Raw genomic sequence first — 16022 nt, forward strand, 5'->3', positions numbered from 1 at the left:
GGGGACCATTTAAGCATTGCATATTGTCTTACATTGTCTCAAATTTACTATAAAAACAAGAACTTATGTTCTTTTATAGTCCCTTATTGTCTCTTTTAGTTGCATTGCATCTTAGCGTTTATGATCCCTAAAATGACCCCTATTTTGAAAATGGGGAAAAATAGGGATCATAGAGTCTTATATTACAAGGCTTGTAGCTCTTTTTAAATAGTTAAACCTATAACAAAAAAATTAGAATTAAAGCAAGAATACTCTGAATGTTCTCAGCTGTAAAAACGAGAGTGAATAGTTTTATCATTTTTTAGATCTTGTTATTTGAACAATTAAGGGCTAATCATAAAAAAATCTGCACTTTAATTAGTTGGTTATTTAGTCCAACGTTTAAAATGCAGATTAAGATTAGGCTTGATCTTCTACAGACATAAAATATCTTTACTAAAGATTTAACTTGTTCTCGCAACAAATTCTTTTGCCAATTCTAAATCCCCTTGCCAGCGAGAAATAATTGTTTGTGTCCAATCTTTAACCTGATTCTCCCACTCTGCTAAGTTATCTGATTGAGCTAATTGGGCAATTTCTTGTAATTGATGTAAGCCAACAGAAGCTAATGCACCTTTTATTTTATGAGCTTCTTCTGCGGTTTGTTTACGCTTTTCAGCAGAACCTGTCAGCTCCCACTCATTAAGGTATTTTTGTAGATTTTCAGTATAAGTTGGCATTAGCTGAGCAAATAAGTCCATATTTTTTAATACCGATTCTTTACCCATTACATCAATTAATTCATTTAAGATCTGAATGTTATAACATAAGGTAGTATTTTGCTCTACAAGCGATTGTTTTTCATCATTATCTTGCATAAATCCGCTGTCAAAATAATAATTTAAACAGGTTGCCAGCTCCTCTAAAGAGAGCGGTTTACGTAATACATCATCCATTCCTTGAGCTTGATAGTCTGCTTTGGTTTGAATCACATTTGCAGTTAAAGCAATAAGTAATGGCAAATAATCAATCTCTTCATTTTCATATCGATGTCGTAGCGTTTGAGCAATCTCAAAGCCACTAATATCAGGAAGTTGAATATCTAATAAAATCAAGTCATAACTATTTTTAGCAAAAAGCTGGAAGGTTTCCTCTCCACTCATTGCTACATCAACATCACAACCGATTTTTTCTAGCATTGCTCGAGCAACGACCACATTCATTTCAATATCTTCTACTAATAGCACTTTTAATGCGTGTTTTTGAAGATCGAGCGTAGGCTTAGTTTCCGTACATTCTGCTTGAACCGTTAAAGTAAAGGTTGAACCTTGATTTTCTTGGCTTTCAACCACGAGATCGCCACCCATTAATTTGGCAATACGTTTTGAAACTGATAATCCAATTCCACTACCCTGAGCCTTTTTCTCTTTTGAATTTTCAGCTTGGTAGAACATATCAAAAATTTTGCGTTGATCTTTTTCAGGAATTCCAATACCCGAATCGGTAATACTAAAACTATATTGCTCCTTCCCTAATTGGCAAATTTCTAACAAAATCTGACCGCTTGTTGGAGTAAATTTAACGGCATTACTCATTAAATTCCATAAGATCTGATTAAGACGTGCGTGGTCAATATAAATATATTTTGGTAAATTTGGTGGGTATTTCAATTCAAAATGGATATTTTTCTCGCCCGCCATAAAATGCCCAAAGTTAGCAATATCATTAATCAGTTGTTGAAATTCAACTTCTTTTCTAAATAGTTCAATTCGGCTACTGTCAATTTTTTCTAAATCGATAATATCGCCAAATATATGCCCTAAGGCAGTCGCACTCATATTAATGGTTTTTAAATATTCGTACTGTTTTTCATTTGGTTCGTCATCTAGCAAAATTTGACTCAACCCAATAATACCATTGAGTGGTGTACGTAATTCGTGGCTAATGGTTGCCATTAGAATAGTTTTATCTCGATTATTTTTTTCTAATTTGGCATTAAGATAAGCATCTTGTTCTCGTAGCTCTTCCAAGTCTTGAACGACTTTTTCTAATCTTAAGCGAGATCGTTCTAACTTTTCGACTAACAGGGTGAAAAAATATAATACAAAAGGAGCGGAGGTTAAACCAAAAGCAATAGAGCGTAAAATATCACTAACAACAACCCGCCCAATAAATAGATAAGTTAATCCACTTTGAATCAAAATAGCAGAAATAGAAACCACAAAAAAGCCTAGAATTGACGCTTTTAAACGTCCTAATCTTAGCACCCAACTTACATATTTTTGACTAAATTTTTTAACTTGCATAAAACCTCATAAAAAGACAAAAAGCAGATCAATCGATCTGCTTTATTTTACTCTATTTTTTACCTTTTACGATTTCATCAGCCCATTGAAAAAGCTCATCTAAATCATAATCGCCTGCGTGTGGTATTCCCCAAGGTATTTCATAATTTACATTTTTACCTGTCATTTGTAATTTAACGGCAAGAATCGCAGAAATAGCGTGTGAGGTATCTCTATCTGCAGATCCTACTCGAATACGCCAATGCTCTGCTGCATTTGGGTTATCTAAATAATGCATCGCATTCATCTGTTTCACTATTTGTGGAGAAGCTAACTGAATCGCTTTATTAGTGGAATTCTCCATTGAAAATAAGGTGAAATGGCGGTTGTTTTCTGTTTCAGATCCAAACAAACTATTTTCACCTGAATTTGCAGATAAAGCATCAAATGCCGTAGGCGATTTCATTCGTTTTGCTGAAAAAATATAACCAAACCAATCTAAATCTGTGATTTTATCATTTTCAAAAGATAACCAATTTATCTCTTGAAAGCTTTTTTTCTCTTCACTTTCTGCAGGTAATTGGCTATAGGCTTGATTTGCTCCTCGTTTTACTACATTCACTAAATAATCTTTAAATGAGCCATTGCCTTGAGGATCGAGTGTTAATTTTTCACCATTTTCATCTATTAAATTTAAACTATTTAAATAAGTAGGGAATTTAGCAGCCAATTTGTTAGAAAGTTTGATTTCTGTTTCACTCAATACCCCCTCAATTTTTGGCATTGGCGATGAACGATCATTATAACTTTGTGCATTTAGTCTATTCATATCAATACGGCTATATTCATTCAATCCATTGAATTCCCATTCATAAGCAATATCTGCTTTCTCTAGGTTAGTAATTGGGCAGTAAGCAGAAACCGCAAAAATCTTATCACTTGCCTTTAACGCACCGATTTCTTTGAAATAAGGCTCATAATCAAAATGATCGGCAGATGCACCCAATAATGCAGAAATAGCCCCACCTGCACTGGTGCCATTAGAGATAATTTTATTTGCATCGCCTGGCATATTTTCATCATTTGCGTGTAGATAACGCACTGCTGATTTTAAATCGACAATCACAGCCGGTGCTTTACCAATGTATTTCCCTTCTTTTTGCAATGTACGCCCTCTTGCCCCAACACTTGCCACGACATAACCTTTAGACAGTGCAACTAAAATAGCATTTGGCGAACCATCACGTCTTTTTTTGTCATAACTTGCCGCTTTTGCTGGCATATAGCCACCTACCGAATTAGGGAAGAAAATCGGTGCCGTTTCTGCTTTATAACCGTTTATTTCTCCATTGTTATAATAGGCTTCTGGCACATAAACATTAATAGTTTGATAATCAGGATCAACCGGGTTCTGCACATAAACAATGCGTTCAAAAGCTCTAAATTGAATTTTTTCGCCATTTACTTCTGTTTCAATTAAGCGGTAGTTCTGATCTTTAAATTCTAAATCATAGCCTGATTCGGTTTTATTAAAAAAAGGAATGGGTTCTTCTACTGTTTTTTCAGGCGGTGTAGCAAAAGCACTATTAGCTGTAAAGGCCAATGCGACAATGGTAGATAATGCGTTAAGTTTCATTGATTGTCTCTAAATTAATATTGTGTTTATAAGACTGGCAAGCGGTTAAATTTATTCAACATTTTACACTATTTTCGCATAAAAATTAGGGCGAACATTATGTTCGCCCATAAAATAAAATTAACGCCAGTAGAACAAGCAAATTATCGCAATAATCGCAATGGCAACACCTAAATAATTCACTTTATGAATTTTCTCTTTAAAGAAGAATGCCCCAATAAAAGTACCTAAACAGATAACCCCTAAGTTCATCCCTGTGAAAACAAGAGTTGGATCATCTTTCATTGCTTGGTGAGCTTGGATGTAAAATAAAATATTACCGAAATTTAAAACGCCCAATAATAAACCAGTTAAAACACTCGGTACGTGCCATTGTGTACGTTTTAATAATAAGTAGATAAACATAAAGCAACCTGCACCAATAAAGGCAATCGCAAGTGTTACTGGGAAAGCTGATCCCGTTTTTGCCATCTGTTTAAATAAAATATCATTCACACCGTAGCCAACCCAAACAAGAGCAAGGCTAATAATAGCGATTTTACCGCCTTTCTCCATACCTTGATTGCCTTTCCATAGCAAACAGCCTAGGGCAATAAAAGCCAAAGCAAGTGCTAGTAATTTATTATTGGTAACTTGCTCACCAAAAATGGTAAATGCCGCTAAAATAGGAAGGAAAAGCGATAAACGCTGTGCCGCATCGGTTCTAATAATGCCTGCAAACTCTAATGCTTTCGCTTGTACTAAGAAGATTGTCGGTAATGTAATGCTTAAAATAACAAAAATATAGGAAGACGGATTATTCGCCACAATCTCTGTTATAGATTGCCCTTGAAAATCGGGCTTGAGTAGTAGAAAAGTCAAAGTCGTTGTGATGATATAGTTTACGGCAATACTCTGATCGATTCTGATGCCTTTTTGGCGTGCGAATTTAATCAGCACACCAACTGTTACGCTACATAAAATAGCTAACACAAGTTGTAACATTTTTCATTTTCTCCTTTTAAAAATGGAACGCACATTCTATAAAGATGTTATTCATTTCGCTAGTAGCAAGCGGTTAAATTTTTCTGTAAATTTGCAAAAAACAAGAGAGATCCGACCACTTGTATCGTAAAAATGCTAAACTACATTCATTATTTGTTTTCGGTGTATGCTAAAAATGGAAAAATTAGTTGATATTAATGCACAAGGTTTAAGCGTTCGTTGCAAACTGTTTTATGAAAAAGATTTGAATAATATTGAGAATGTCGTACTCATTCTGCACGGTTTTGGCTCGTCTAAAGATTTAAAATCCAACACAAAATTTGGTGAACGTTTGACATCAAAATATAAAAAGTCTGCTGCACTTGCCTTTGATTTCCCCTGCCACGGCACTGACGCTCGTAAAAAACTCTCTGTTGCAGAATGTTTAACTTATCTGCAAATTGTGATTGATTATGCCCACAATACGCTCAATGCCAAAACTCTCTCTGCTTACGGCACCAGTTTTGGCGGCTATTTAGTACTTAAATATATTTCTGAACAACATAACCCTTTCCAAAAAATCGCCTTGCGTGCGCCTGCCATTAAAATTTATCACTCCTTGATGAACCGTTTGTCTGAGGAAGAACGTCATAAATTAGAGAAAGGGAAGGATGTTTTAGTTGGCTTTGACCGCCAAATGAAAATCAATAAAAGCTTTTTTGATGAACTGGCTCAAAATGATATTACACAAAATGATTACCTAGACTATGCTGATCAAATATTGATTTTGCACGGTACAGAAGATGAGATGGTTTCATTACAAACATCACAACAATTTGCGGAAAATAACGTTATTGAGCTACTTGCTATCGAAGGGGCAGATCACGCTTTTTCCAACCCTAAATTAATGGATATTGCTATAGGAAAAATTGTTACTTTTTTAGCTAACTAGTCAACATTTATGAATTTTTTTCATAAATTTTATGTAAATTTTGAGTTTGATTCCAATCATTGAAATCCATATAGTTCACTCTATAACACTATAACTTACTATACATTTAGAGGGACTTATGGATATTCGTCAAAAAATTGCTCACAACAAAATGACCTCATTTCAATGGACAGTCGTTGGACTTACCGTTTTACTCAATATGCTTGATGGTTTTGATTTAATGGCCCTTGCCTTTACAGCCAAAAGTATTCGCCAAGAACTAAATTTAGACGGTGCCGAAATTGGTAGCTTAATGAGCGCAGGATTATTCGGTATGGCTATCGGCTCTCTATTTCTTTCGCCTCTTGCCGATAAATTTGGTCGTCGTCCGCTACTTTTAATTGGTACAGGCTTATCAACACTTGGTATGCTACTAACCTATTTTGCGGGTTCTGCCTTTGAAATTGGCTTATATCGTGTGCTTACAGGTTTAGGTGTTGCGGCTATTTTAACTGGTACAAATGTGCTTGTTAGTGAATATTCAAGCCAAAAATGGCGTGGTTTAGCCATTGCTATCTATGCATCCGGTTTTGGTATTGGCGCAATGTTAGGCGGTATGTCTGCCGTATTACTACAAGATATTTATGGCTGGCGAGCCGTATTTTTAGTTGGGGCAATCATTACTGGTGCGGTATTTGTCTTACTTTTTTTCGTATTACCAGAATCAGTTGAGTTTTTAATTTCAAAACGTCCTGCTAATGCAAAAGCTCGCTTAAATCAAATTGCAGAAAAATTAGGCTTAGGTAATGGCTGGGAATTACCAGAAGTTGAAAGAAAAAGCCAGCATAAAGTTGCAATCAGCCGCTTATTTGAACCCGAATATCGCCGTAATACGCTATTAATTTGGGTAGCATTTATTGCAATTTCGGCATCATTCTACTTTATTAGCTCTTGGACACCAGCATTATTAGAAGAAGCAGGTATGCCCAAAGCACAAAGCCAAACTGTTGGTATGGCAATTTCTGTTGGTGGCACAATCGGTTCTCTTATTTTCGGCTTTTTAGTGAGCCGTTGGGCAGCCAAACACATTTTACAAGCCTTCAGTATTCTCTCTGCAACCGCAGTAGTTGCTTTTGTATTCTCAGGTAGCCTTGGTTTAGCGATTGTGTTAGCAATTATTGTTGGTGGATTAATTAACGGCTGTATTACAGGCTTATATACTATCAACCCAACCCTTTATGCCTCTGATTTCCGTAGCACAGGTGTGGGCACTGCAATCGGTGTTGGTCGATTAGGTTCTATTGTTTCTCCAACACTTGCAGGTATTTTATTAGATGCCGGCTGGAAGAAAAACGAACTTTACCTAGGTGCAGCCGTGGTGTTATTAATAGCTGCAATAACAGTGCATTTTCTGAAACAGAAAAAGTAATTTAATTAAGTTCAAAAAAGCCTCAATATTAAACATTGAGGCTTTATTTTTGCTTAAATTATAATAGAGACTTATCTCTCACCGCACCTTTATCTGCTGATGTTGCAAAGTGCCCAAACACTTTTAAAGCAAAAGAAACTTCACGTTGGCGGTTTGCAGGTTTCCAGCCTTTAGCATCTTGTTCTGCTCGGCGTTGTACAAGCTCGGCTTCTGGAACGACTAATTCGATTTTACGATTTGGAATGTCGATTTCAATCGTATCACCATCTTGTACTACACCGATTAAACCGCCTGCGGCAGCTTCTGGTGAAACGTGTCCGATTGAAAGACCTGATGTACCGCCTGAAAAACGTCCGTCAGTTAATAATGCACAGGCTTTACCTAAGCCCATTGATTTTAAGTAGCTGGTTGGATAAAGCATTTCTTGCATACCTGGGCCACCTTTAGGGCCTTCGTAACGAATTACTACAACGTGACCAGCTTGCACTTTACCGCCTAAAATCCCTGCTACAGCATCTTCTTGGCTTTCAAATACAATGGCTTTACCAGTGAATTTTAAGATGCTTTCGTCCACACCTGCCGTTTTTACAATACAGCCGTCTAAAGCAATATTACCCGATAACATTGCTAAGCCACCATCTTGGCTATAAGCATATTGTTTAGAACGGATACAACCATTTTCACGGTCATCGTCCACACTATCCCAACGACAATCTTGTGAGAATGCTTGTGTGGTGCGAATACCAGCTGGCCCTGCACGGAAGAAGTTATGAATCTCTTCGTCTTTCGTTAATACGATGTCATATTTAGCAATTTGCTCTGCTAGGCTTGTGCCTAATACCGTACGGGTTTGATTATTTAGAAGTCCTGCACGGTCTAATTCACCTAAAATTGCCATAATACCACCTGCACGGTGTACATCTTCCATATGGTATTTATTGGTATTTGGTGCAACTTTGCTTAAACAAGGGACTTTGCGAGATAAACGGTCAATATCTGCCATCGTAAAATCGACTTCTGCTTCTTGAGCAGCCGCAAGTAGGTGTAATACAGTATTGGTTGATCCGCCCATTGCAATATCAAGGCTCATTGCGTTATCAAATGCATCTTTTGTTGCGATTGAACGCGGTAACACAGAATAATCATCTTGTTCATAATGTTTTTTGCATAGCTCAACAATTTGGCGACCTGCTTTTAAGAAAAGCTGTTTACGGTCTGCGTGAGTTGCAAGGCAAGAACCATTGCCCGGTAAGCTTAAGCCAAGTGCTTCAGTTAAGCAGTTCATTGAGTTAGCAGTAAACATTCCCGAGCAAGAACCACAAGTTGGGCACGCTGAACGCTCAATTGCATCCACATCTGCATCAGAAACATTTTTATCTGCACTTTGTACCATTGCATCAACAAGGTCTAGCTTAATAAGCTGGTCGGAAAGTTTAGTTTTTCCCGCTTCCATCGGGCCACCGGAAACAAAAATAGTTGGAATATTTAAGCGAAGTGCTGCCATTAACATTCCTGGGGTAATTTTGTCACAGTTTGAAATACAAACCATTGCATCTGCACAGTGAGCATTTACCATATACTCTACGCTGTCGGCAATTAAATCACGGCTCGGTAGAGAATAAAGCATACCACCGTGCCCCATTGCGATACCGTCATCCACCGCAATGGTATTAAATTCTTTTGCTACACCGCCTGCTTTTTCAATTTCAGCAGCAACCAGTTGCCCCATATCTTTTAAATGGACGTGTCCCGGTACGAATTGGGTAAATGAGTTCACTACCGCAATAATCGGTTTACCGAAGTCGTTTTCTTTCATTCCGGTTGCACGCCATAGTGCACGAGCCCCCGCCATATTACGACCTTGTGTTGAAGTCGCTGAACGTAAAATAGGCATAATCTTCTCCAAGTTTTTTGTTGTGTTTGCTAAATTTAACCATTCTACTTGAATTTTAAAGCGATCGGTAATTTTTTTACAAGCGGTCAAATTTAAGAAAAAATTTACTAAAATGTGAGTTATATCACATCGAAAAACTATAAATTTCAGTATGCTTTCATTATTAATATAAATTAAAGGAGAATATTATGTTTAAGCAACTTCAACAAGTCGGCAAAGCTTTTATGTTGCCGATTGCTATTCTGCCTGCCGCAGGTTTACTACTTGGGATAGGCGGTGCATTATCAAATAAAGCAACCGTTCAAGCCTACCCTATTTTAGATAACCCAACCTTGCAAGGTATTTTCCAAATTATGTCGGCGGCAGGTTCTGTCGTTTTTGGCAATTTGGCTTTATTACTCTGTATTGGTTTAGGCATTGGGCTAGCAAAACGAGATAAAGGCGTTGCAGCCTTAGCTGCGGTGGTTGGTTATTTAATTATGACAGGCACAATAGCGGCCCTGATTCCTCTTTTCTCACCTGAAACTAAAGGAATTGATACGGGTGTTATCGGTTCATTAGTTATGGGCTTAATTACGGTAAAACTACATAATAAATACCATAATATTCAACTGCCACAAATTTTAGGTTTCTTTGGTGGCTCCCGCTTTGTACCGATTGTTACAGCTTTTGCCGCTATTTTTGTTGGGGCGGTATTCTTCTTAATTTGGCCAACATTCCAAAACTGGTTAGTGTCTGCTGGCGAAGGGATTAGCTCAATGGGCGAAATCGGCACCTTCTTCTACGGCTTCTTAATGCGTTTAAGCGGTGCAGTTGGTTTACACCATATGATCTACCCGCTTTTCTGGTACACCGAACTAGGCGGAACCGAGGTGGTAAATGGCGAAACAATTATTGGGGCACAAAAAATATTCTTTGCTCAATTAGCAGCCCCAACACACCAAGGCTTATTTACTGAAGGTACTCGCTTCTTTGCCGGCCGTTTTGATACGATGATGTTTGGCTTACCCGCTGCTTGTTTAGCAATGTATCACGCAGTACCAAAAGTTCGCCGTAGAGCGATTGGCGGTTTATTCCTTGGGGCAGCTTTAACATCATTTATCACAGGCATTACCGAGCCGATTGAATTTATGTTCTTATTCGTTGCACCGTGGCTTTATGTCTTCCACGCTTTCTTAGATGGTGTCTCATTCTTTATTGCAGATTTACTGAATATCTCTATCGGTAATACTTTCTCTGGCGGATTTATAGATTTCTTACTCTTCGGTATCTTACAAGGCAATGAAAACACAAACTGGATACGTGTTGTGCTTGTCGGCTTACCTTGGGCAGCACTTTACTACTTCTCGTTCTTATTCCTAATTAAAAAATTCAACGTGATGACACCGGGAAGAGCAGAAGAAACCGAAGAAGTTGTAGAGCAAGAAACCAGCTCTTTAACTGAAACGGCTCATCACATTATTTCAGCATTAGGCAATGCGGAAAACATTGAAAATGTAGATGCCTGCATTACCCGATTACGTGTTTCGGTAAAAGATGTCAAAGCGGTAAATAAAGCTCGCTTAAAAGCATTAGGGGCGATTGATGTTTTAGAAGTCGGCGGTGGCGTACAAGCCGTATTCGGAGCTAAAGCCGTACTTTATAAAAGCGAAGTGAATCAAATTTTAGGAAAAGAAGACTAACATTTGATTAAAACAAGCGGTCGGTTTTAGGGAAATTTTTGCAAATTTTACGAAAAAACAGACCGCTTGCATAAAACTCAATTTACTAAGGGGGTTATTATGTCAGCCATTAATAAACAAACAATTAGTGAATTATTACAACACTTAGGAGGTTCTTCAAATATTATACGAGCAGGTAATTGTATGACTCGTTTGCGGGTTTCGTTACAAGATCCTCATATAGCAAATATCAATGCTATTAAAGCAACTACAGGTGTATTGGGCGTTGTTGAGGCAGAAGATCAGCTACAAATTATTTTAGGACCCGGCAAAGCGGCAAAAGCGGCAGAATTAATGAATCAAATTCTTAAAGATGCTCCAACACTATCGGAAGATTTAGCCACAGTTGCAAAACAGAATAAACAGCAATTAAAAGCTAAACAAACTAACTCCATACAGCAATTCTTAACAAAATTTGCCACTATATTCACACCTTTAATACCAGGCTTTATTGCAGCTGGTTTATTACTTGGCTTTGCTACCTTATTTCAACAACTTTTTATTACGGGAAATGAAACGCCAAATACGATACTTGTAGAACTTGTCAATTATATGAAAGTATTCAGTAAAGGGCTTTTCAGCTTTTTAAGTATTTTAATTGGTTATAACGCAGCAAAAGCCTTTGGCGGCAGTGGTGTAAATGGTGCAATTCTCGCCTCATTATTTATTTTAGGTTACAACCCTGATGCTAAAGCAGGCATTTATTCTGGAATGGGTACATTTTTTGGCTTAGAAATTGATCCGAGAGGCAATATTATCGGTGTGCTGATTGCGGCTATAGTCGGTGCAAAAGTCGAGCAACTTGTTCGCAAATTCATTCCTGATAATTTAGATATGGTGCTAACCTCCACCTTAACATTACTCATTATGGGGGTATTTACTTTCTTAATTATTATGCCTATTGGCGTTGTATTATTTGATGGAATGTCTTGGCTGTTCTCGCATTTAAACGGTAATCCATTAGGTAGTGCGGTATTAGCAGGGTTATTCTTAATTGCTGTAATGTTTGGGATTCATCAAGGGTTTGTGCCTGTTTATTTCGCTCTTGTTGAAACTCAAGGCTTCAATGCTCTTTTCCCTATTCTTGCAATGGCTGGTGCGGGGCAAGTGGGAGCGGCTATCGCCCTTTATGTAAAAGCCAATAAAGGCTCAGCATTACGCAACCAAATCAAAGGTGCAATTATCCCCGGTTTTTTAGGTGTGGGAGAACCTCTAATTTATGGGGTAACTTTACCTAGAGTGAAACCTTTTATTACGGCTTGTATCGGTGGTGCAGCAGGCGGTTTTGTGATTGGCTTAATTGCTTATTTAGGTTTCCCAATGGGATTAAATACGGTATTCGGGCCTTCTGGCTTACTCGCAATTCCATTAATGACCTCAAATAGCGGAATTTTCCCAGCAATTGCAATTTACCTCTGCGGAACAGCTACAGCTTATGTGGTAGGCTTTATCACAACCTATTTCTTTGCCGTAAAAGATGTCGATTTAAGCTAATTAAAGCATAAAAAAGCGTGTTAAACTTTGAATTTAACACGCTTTTTTAAGTATAGATTAATTAAAATTTAACCCCGAAGCCTGCAAATAAAACCACTGGATCAAGTTTTACTTTTACTTCGTGATCTAAATCCAATGCTTTGAACTTCGCTGTTGTTTTAATACGTGTGTACCAAGCTGCAGCATTGAAATAGATATTATCGGTTAATTTTACATCTACCCCTAAATTAGCAACTGGTCCAAATGAGTGTTTTTTCACACTTAAATCTGTTACTTTCGAATCAACAGATTTCGCATGATAAAAACGAGTGTAGTTTAAACCAGCACCAATATAAGGTTTAACTTTTGCCGTTGGTTCAAAGAAGTAGTATTGAGCATAAAGGCTTGGTGGTAATTGTTTTAAACTTACTACTCGCCCTAGATCCGAGTCCGCTCCTAATGCTGGTACATTTGCGTTAATTTTATGAGAGAACGGTGTTGCACCTAATAACTCAATACCTACATTATCCGCTAACATATAGGTTGCCGTTAAACCTAATTGCGTATTGTTTTTCACTTTCAAATCTACATCAACTGCGGTTTTAGTTGTAGAACTTGAATTGGCTTTAACGTGAACGGCACCTGCACGGAACATTACATCACCAGCTTGATGAGCCATTGCAGATCCAGCTAATAATGCACCACTTAACATAATTGCTAATGTTGTTTTTTTCATATTCATATCCTCAAAAATAATTAGAATACCCATAACGAGGTAAACTTTAGTGGAGTGTAAATGAATTGAAATAAAATTTAATTGATATTTATCAAATTTTTAACATTAAATTACCCAATAAGAGTTATTTAATATATTTTTGTGATCTTTTTCACATTTTCACTTGAAAATATCTTGACAAGCACTATTTATGACTATGTTGAGGGTTGAGGTATTTACCATAACTACCCAATCTCGATTAATTTAAACAGATTTTGGAGCAGATATGAATTTTGAAAAAATGACTACTAAACTGCAAGAAGCATTAGCAGAATCGCAATCACTTGCTGTTGGTAAAGATAACGCCTATATCGAACCAGCTCACTTACTTTATGCTTTGTTAAAACAAGAAGGTGGCTCTGTTGCCCCGTTATTAACAACATTGAATGTAAATGTGCCAACTTTTATTCGTGAATTACAAGACAATTTAGACCGCTTGCCACAAGTACAAGGTGGCAATACTCAAATTTCGCAACAGTTAATTCGGTTATTAAACCAATCGGACAAACTAGCACAACAATTTGGCGATAGCTTTATTTCATCAGAATTGTTTGTACTCGCAGCAGTAGAAGATAGCGGCGATTTAGGTAAATTATTGAAAAAATTTGGCTTAACAAAAGAAAACATTACGAATGCAATCAGCCAAATTCGAGGAGGAGACACCGTGAACACACAAAATGCAGAAGAAACCAGACAAGCATTACAAAAATATACCATTGATTTAACTGAGCGTGCCAAAGCAGGAAAATTAGACCCTGTTATTGGGCGAGATGAAGAAATTCGCCGTGCCGTGCAGGTGCTACAACGCCGTACAAAAAACAACCCTGTGCTAATTGGGGAACCGGGTGTAGGTAAAACTGCGATTGTAGAAGGTTTAGCACAACGAATTGTCAATGGCGAAGTGCCTGAAGGTTTAAAAAATAAACGTGTACTCTCTCTTGATATGGGAGCCTTAATTGCAGGGGCAAAATACCGTGGAGAATTTGAAGAACGCTTAAAAGCGGTATTGAATGAATTAGCCAAAGAAGAAGGGCAAGTTATTCTCTTTATTGATGAAATTCACACAATGGTAGGGGCAGGTAAAACAGACGGTGCAATGGACGCCGGCAACCTATTAAAACCAAGTCTTGCCCGTGGCGAATTGCACTGTGTTGGGGCAACAACTCTTGATGAATATCGTCAATATATTGAAAAAGATGCAGCTCTTGAGCGTCGTTTCCAAAAAGTATTGGTTGATGAACCAACGGTCGAAGACACTATTGCGATTTTACGTGGGTTAAAAGAGCGTTATGAAATTCATCATCACGTGCAAATTACAGACCCTGCGATTGTAGCTGCTGCAACGCTTTCGCATCGTTATATTTCTGATCGCCAATTACCCGATAAAGCGATTGATTTAATTGATGAGGCAGCATCAAGCCTACGTATGGAAATCGACTCAAAACCCGAGCCGTTAGACAAACTTGAACGTCGTATTATTCAGTTAAAACTAGAACGTCAAGCGTTGCAAAAAGAGGAAGATGAGGCAAGCCGCCAACGTTTAGCTAAATTAGATGAAGAAATGGCGGCGAAAGAGCGTGAATATTCTGAATTAGAAGAAGTGTGGAAAGCGGAAAAATCGGCACTTTTAGGCACACAACATATTAAGACAGAATTAGAAAATGCACGTATTGAAATGGATCAGGCTCGCCGTGAAAGTAATTTAGAGAAAATGTCAGAATTACAATACGGCAAAATTCCACAGTTGGAAAAAGAGCTGGCAGATGCCGTGAAACGTGAAGAGGAAGGTGGCGAAAACCACTTACTTCGCACCAAAGTAACCGAAGAAGAAATTGCCGAAGTGCTTTCAAAAGCAACAGGCATTCCGGTAGCGAAAATGATGGAAGGCGAAAAAGAAAAACTGCTGCGTATGGAAGAGGTGCTACATAGCCGTGTTATCGGGCAAAATGAGGCTGTAGAGGCTGTAGCCAATGCGATTCGCCGTAGCCGTGCTGGGCTTTCAGATCCGAATAAACCGATTGGTTCATTCTTATTCTTAGGCCCAACAGGGGTAGGTAAAACCGAATTAAGTAAAACCTTGGCAAATTTCTTATTTGACGATGAAGATGCGATGGTTCGCATTGATATGTCGGAATTTATGGAAAAACACAGTGTTTCTCGCTTAGTCGGCGCCCCTCCTGGTTATGTAGGTTATGAAGAAGGTGGTTATTTAACCGAGGCTGTTCGCCGCCGCCCATACTCTGTGGTGTTATTAGATGAAGTAGAAAAAGCCCACCCTGATGTGTTTAACATTCTATTGCAAGTGTTAGACGACGGGCGTTTAACCGATGGGCAAGGCAGAACGGTTGATTTCCGTAATACGGTAGTAATTATGACCTCAAACTTAGGCTCGCATCTGATTCAAGAAAACCCTGAATTAGATTACGCAGGAATGAAAGAGGTGGTAATGTCTGTGGTGGGGCAACACTTCCGCCCAGAATTTATCAACCGTATTGATGAAACTGTGGTCTTCCACCCGCTTGGTCAAGAACATATTCGCTCGATTGCCTTAATTCAGTTACAACGCTTAATCAAACGTTTAGCGGAACGTGGCTATGAATTAACAGTAACAGATACGGCACTTGATCATATTGGTAAAGCCGGCTTTGACCCATTATTTGGGGCTCGCCCACTTAAACGTGCAATCCAACAAGAGCTAGAAAACCCACTTGCTCAGCAAATTTTAAGTGGTAAATTGCTACCGAATAAAGCGGTAACAATAGATTATCAAAACGATCGTATTGTTGCTATTCAATAAGCTTACAAGCGGTCAAATTTTTGTAAAATTTTGCATTTGCAAAAAATAAAGCAAAAATAACCGCTTGTAGTAAAAATTTTCATATTGCCCTTCATTATTTTTCATAATCTAATGAAGGGCTTTTTTTATCTGTTTTTGT

At 37.9% G+C, this 16022-nt stretch carries 10 protein-coding genes; 5 read left to right on the top strand and 5 right to left on the bottom strand.

All coding sequences use genetic code 11. The features are described 5' to 3' along the window. Window positions 1-443: 443 nt before the first annotated feature. The 3 genes from PTQ27_RS01335 to PTQ27_RS01345 form a co-directional block, all read right to left on the bottom strand. Complete coding sequence (locus tag PTQ27_RS01335) at window positions 444-2285, bottom strand: ATP-binding protein (RefSeq protein ID WP_273748404.1); 1842 nt, start codon at window positions 2283-2285, stop codon at window positions 444-446. Window positions 2286-2337: 52 nt separating this feature from the next. Continuing rightward, window positions 2338-3900, bottom strand: a complete 1563-nt coding sequence (locus PTQ27_RS01340; protein WP_273748403.1) for a subtype B tannase — start codon at window positions 3898-3900, stop codon at window positions 2338-2340. Between the two features lie 120 nt (window positions 3901-4020). Continuing rightward, window positions 4021-4884, bottom strand: a complete 864-nt coding sequence (locus PTQ27_RS01345; protein WP_273748402.1) for an EamA family transporter — start codon at window positions 4882-4884, stop codon at window positions 4021-4023. A 175-nt stretch (window positions 4885-5059) separates the two neighbouring features. Between PTQ27_RS01345 and PTQ27_RS01350 the strand changes: the two genes are divergently transcribed. Further along, window positions 5060-5815, top strand: a complete 756-nt coding sequence (locus tag PTQ27_RS01350) for an alpha/beta hydrolase family protein (RefSeq protein WP_273748401.1) — start codon at window positions 5060-5062, stop codon at window positions 5813-5815. Between the two features lie 118 nt (window positions 5816-5933). Continuing rightward, on the top strand, window positions 5934-7223 hold the full coding sequence (locus PTQ27_RS01355; RefSeq protein ID WP_273748400.1) for an MFS transporter: 1290 nt from the start codon (window positions 5934-5936) through the stop codon (window positions 7221-7223). 58 nt (window positions 7224-7281) lie between these two features. Here the strand turns inward: PTQ27_RS01355 and ilvD are convergent, their stop codons facing one another. Further along, window positions 7282-9117 carry a dihydroxy-acid dehydratase gene (ilvD, locus tag PTQ27_RS01360; protein WP_273748399.1) on the bottom strand — a complete coding sequence of 612 codons (1836 nt, stop codon included), beginning with the start codon at window positions 9115-9117 and terminating at the stop codon, window positions 7282-7284. Window positions 9118-9305: 188 nt separating this feature from the next. Between ilvD and PTQ27_RS01365 the strand changes: the two genes are divergently transcribed. Both PTQ27_RS01365 and murP read left to right on the top strand, forming a co-directional pair. After that, on the top strand, window positions 9306-10799 hold the full coding sequence (locus PTQ27_RS01365) for a PTS transporter subunit EIIC (protein ID WP_273748398.1): 1494 nt from the start codon (window positions 9306-9308) through the stop codon (window positions 10797-10799). 99 nt (window positions 10800-10898) lie between these two features. After that, complete coding sequence (gene murP / locus PTQ27_RS01370; RefSeq protein WP_273748397.1) at window positions 10899-12332, top strand: PTS N-acetylmuramic acid transporter subunit IIBC; 1434 nt, start codon at window positions 10899-10901, stop codon at window positions 12330-12332. A gap of 61 nt (window positions 12333-12393) precedes the next feature. Here murP and PTQ27_RS01375 read toward each other — a convergent pair whose 3' ends face one another. Then, window positions 12394-13047, bottom strand: coding sequence for an OmpW/AlkL family protein (locus tag PTQ27_RS01375; RefSeq protein ID WP_273748396.1), 654 nt, complete (start codon window positions 13045-13047; stop codon window positions 12394-12396). 265 nt (window positions 13048-13312) lie between these two features. Here PTQ27_RS01375 and clpB point away from each other — a divergent pair, with 265 nt between their 5' ends. Next, complete coding sequence (gene clpB, locus PTQ27_RS01380) at window positions 13313-15883, top strand: ATP-dependent chaperone ClpB (protein ID WP_273748395.1); 2571 nt, start codon at window positions 13313-13315, stop codon at window positions 15881-15883. The last annotated feature ends 139 nt before the right edge of the window (window positions 15884-16022 follow it).

The organism is Mannheimia cairinae (assembly GCF_028649535.1).
Taxonomy (GTDB): domain Bacteria; phylum Pseudomonadota; class Gammaproteobacteria; order Enterobacterales; family Pasteurellaceae; genus Mannheimia; species Mannheimia cairinae.

Excerpts from the sequence above, each read along its gene's own strand:
- PTQ27_RS01350 (WP_273748401.1), top strand. The coding sequence starts at position 5,060 with ATGGAAAAATTAGTTGATATTAATGCACAAGGTTTAAGCGTTCGTTGC.
- ilvD (WP_273748399.1), bottom strand. The coding sequence starts at position 9,117 with ATGCCTATTTTACGTTCAGCGACTTCAACACAAGGTCGTAATATGGCG.
- PTQ27_RS01365 (WP_273748398.1), top strand. The coding sequence starts at position 9,306 with ATGTTTAAGCAACTTCAACAAGTCGGCAAAGCTTTTATGTTGCCGATT.
- PTQ27_RS01340 (WP_273748403.1), bottom strand. The coding sequence starts at position 3,900 with ATGAAACTTAACGCATTATCTACCATTGTCGCATTGGCCTTTACAGCT.
- PTQ27_RS01345 (WP_273748402.1), bottom strand. The coding sequence starts at position 4,884 with ATGTTACAACTTGTGTTAGCTATTTTATGTAGCGTAACAGTTGGTGTG.
- PTQ27_RS01335 (WP_273748404.1), bottom strand. The coding sequence starts at position 2,285 with ATGCAAGTTAAAAAATTTAGTCAAAAATATGTAAGTTGGGTGCTAAGA.
- PTQ27_RS01355 (WP_273748400.1), top strand. The coding sequence starts at position 5,934 with ATGGATATTCGTCAAAAAATTGCTCACAACAAAATGACCTCATTTCAA.
- PTQ27_RS01375 (WP_273748396.1), bottom strand. The coding sequence starts at position 13,047 with ATGAAAAAAACAACATTAGCAATTATGTTAAGTGGTGCATTATTAGCT.
- murP (WP_273748397.1), top strand. The coding sequence starts at position 10,899 with ATGTCAGCCATTAATAAACAAACAATTAGTGAATTATTACAACACTTA.
- clpB (WP_273748395.1), top strand. The coding sequence starts at position 13,313 with ATGAATTTTGAAAAAATGACTACTAAACTGCAAGAAGCATTAGCAGAA.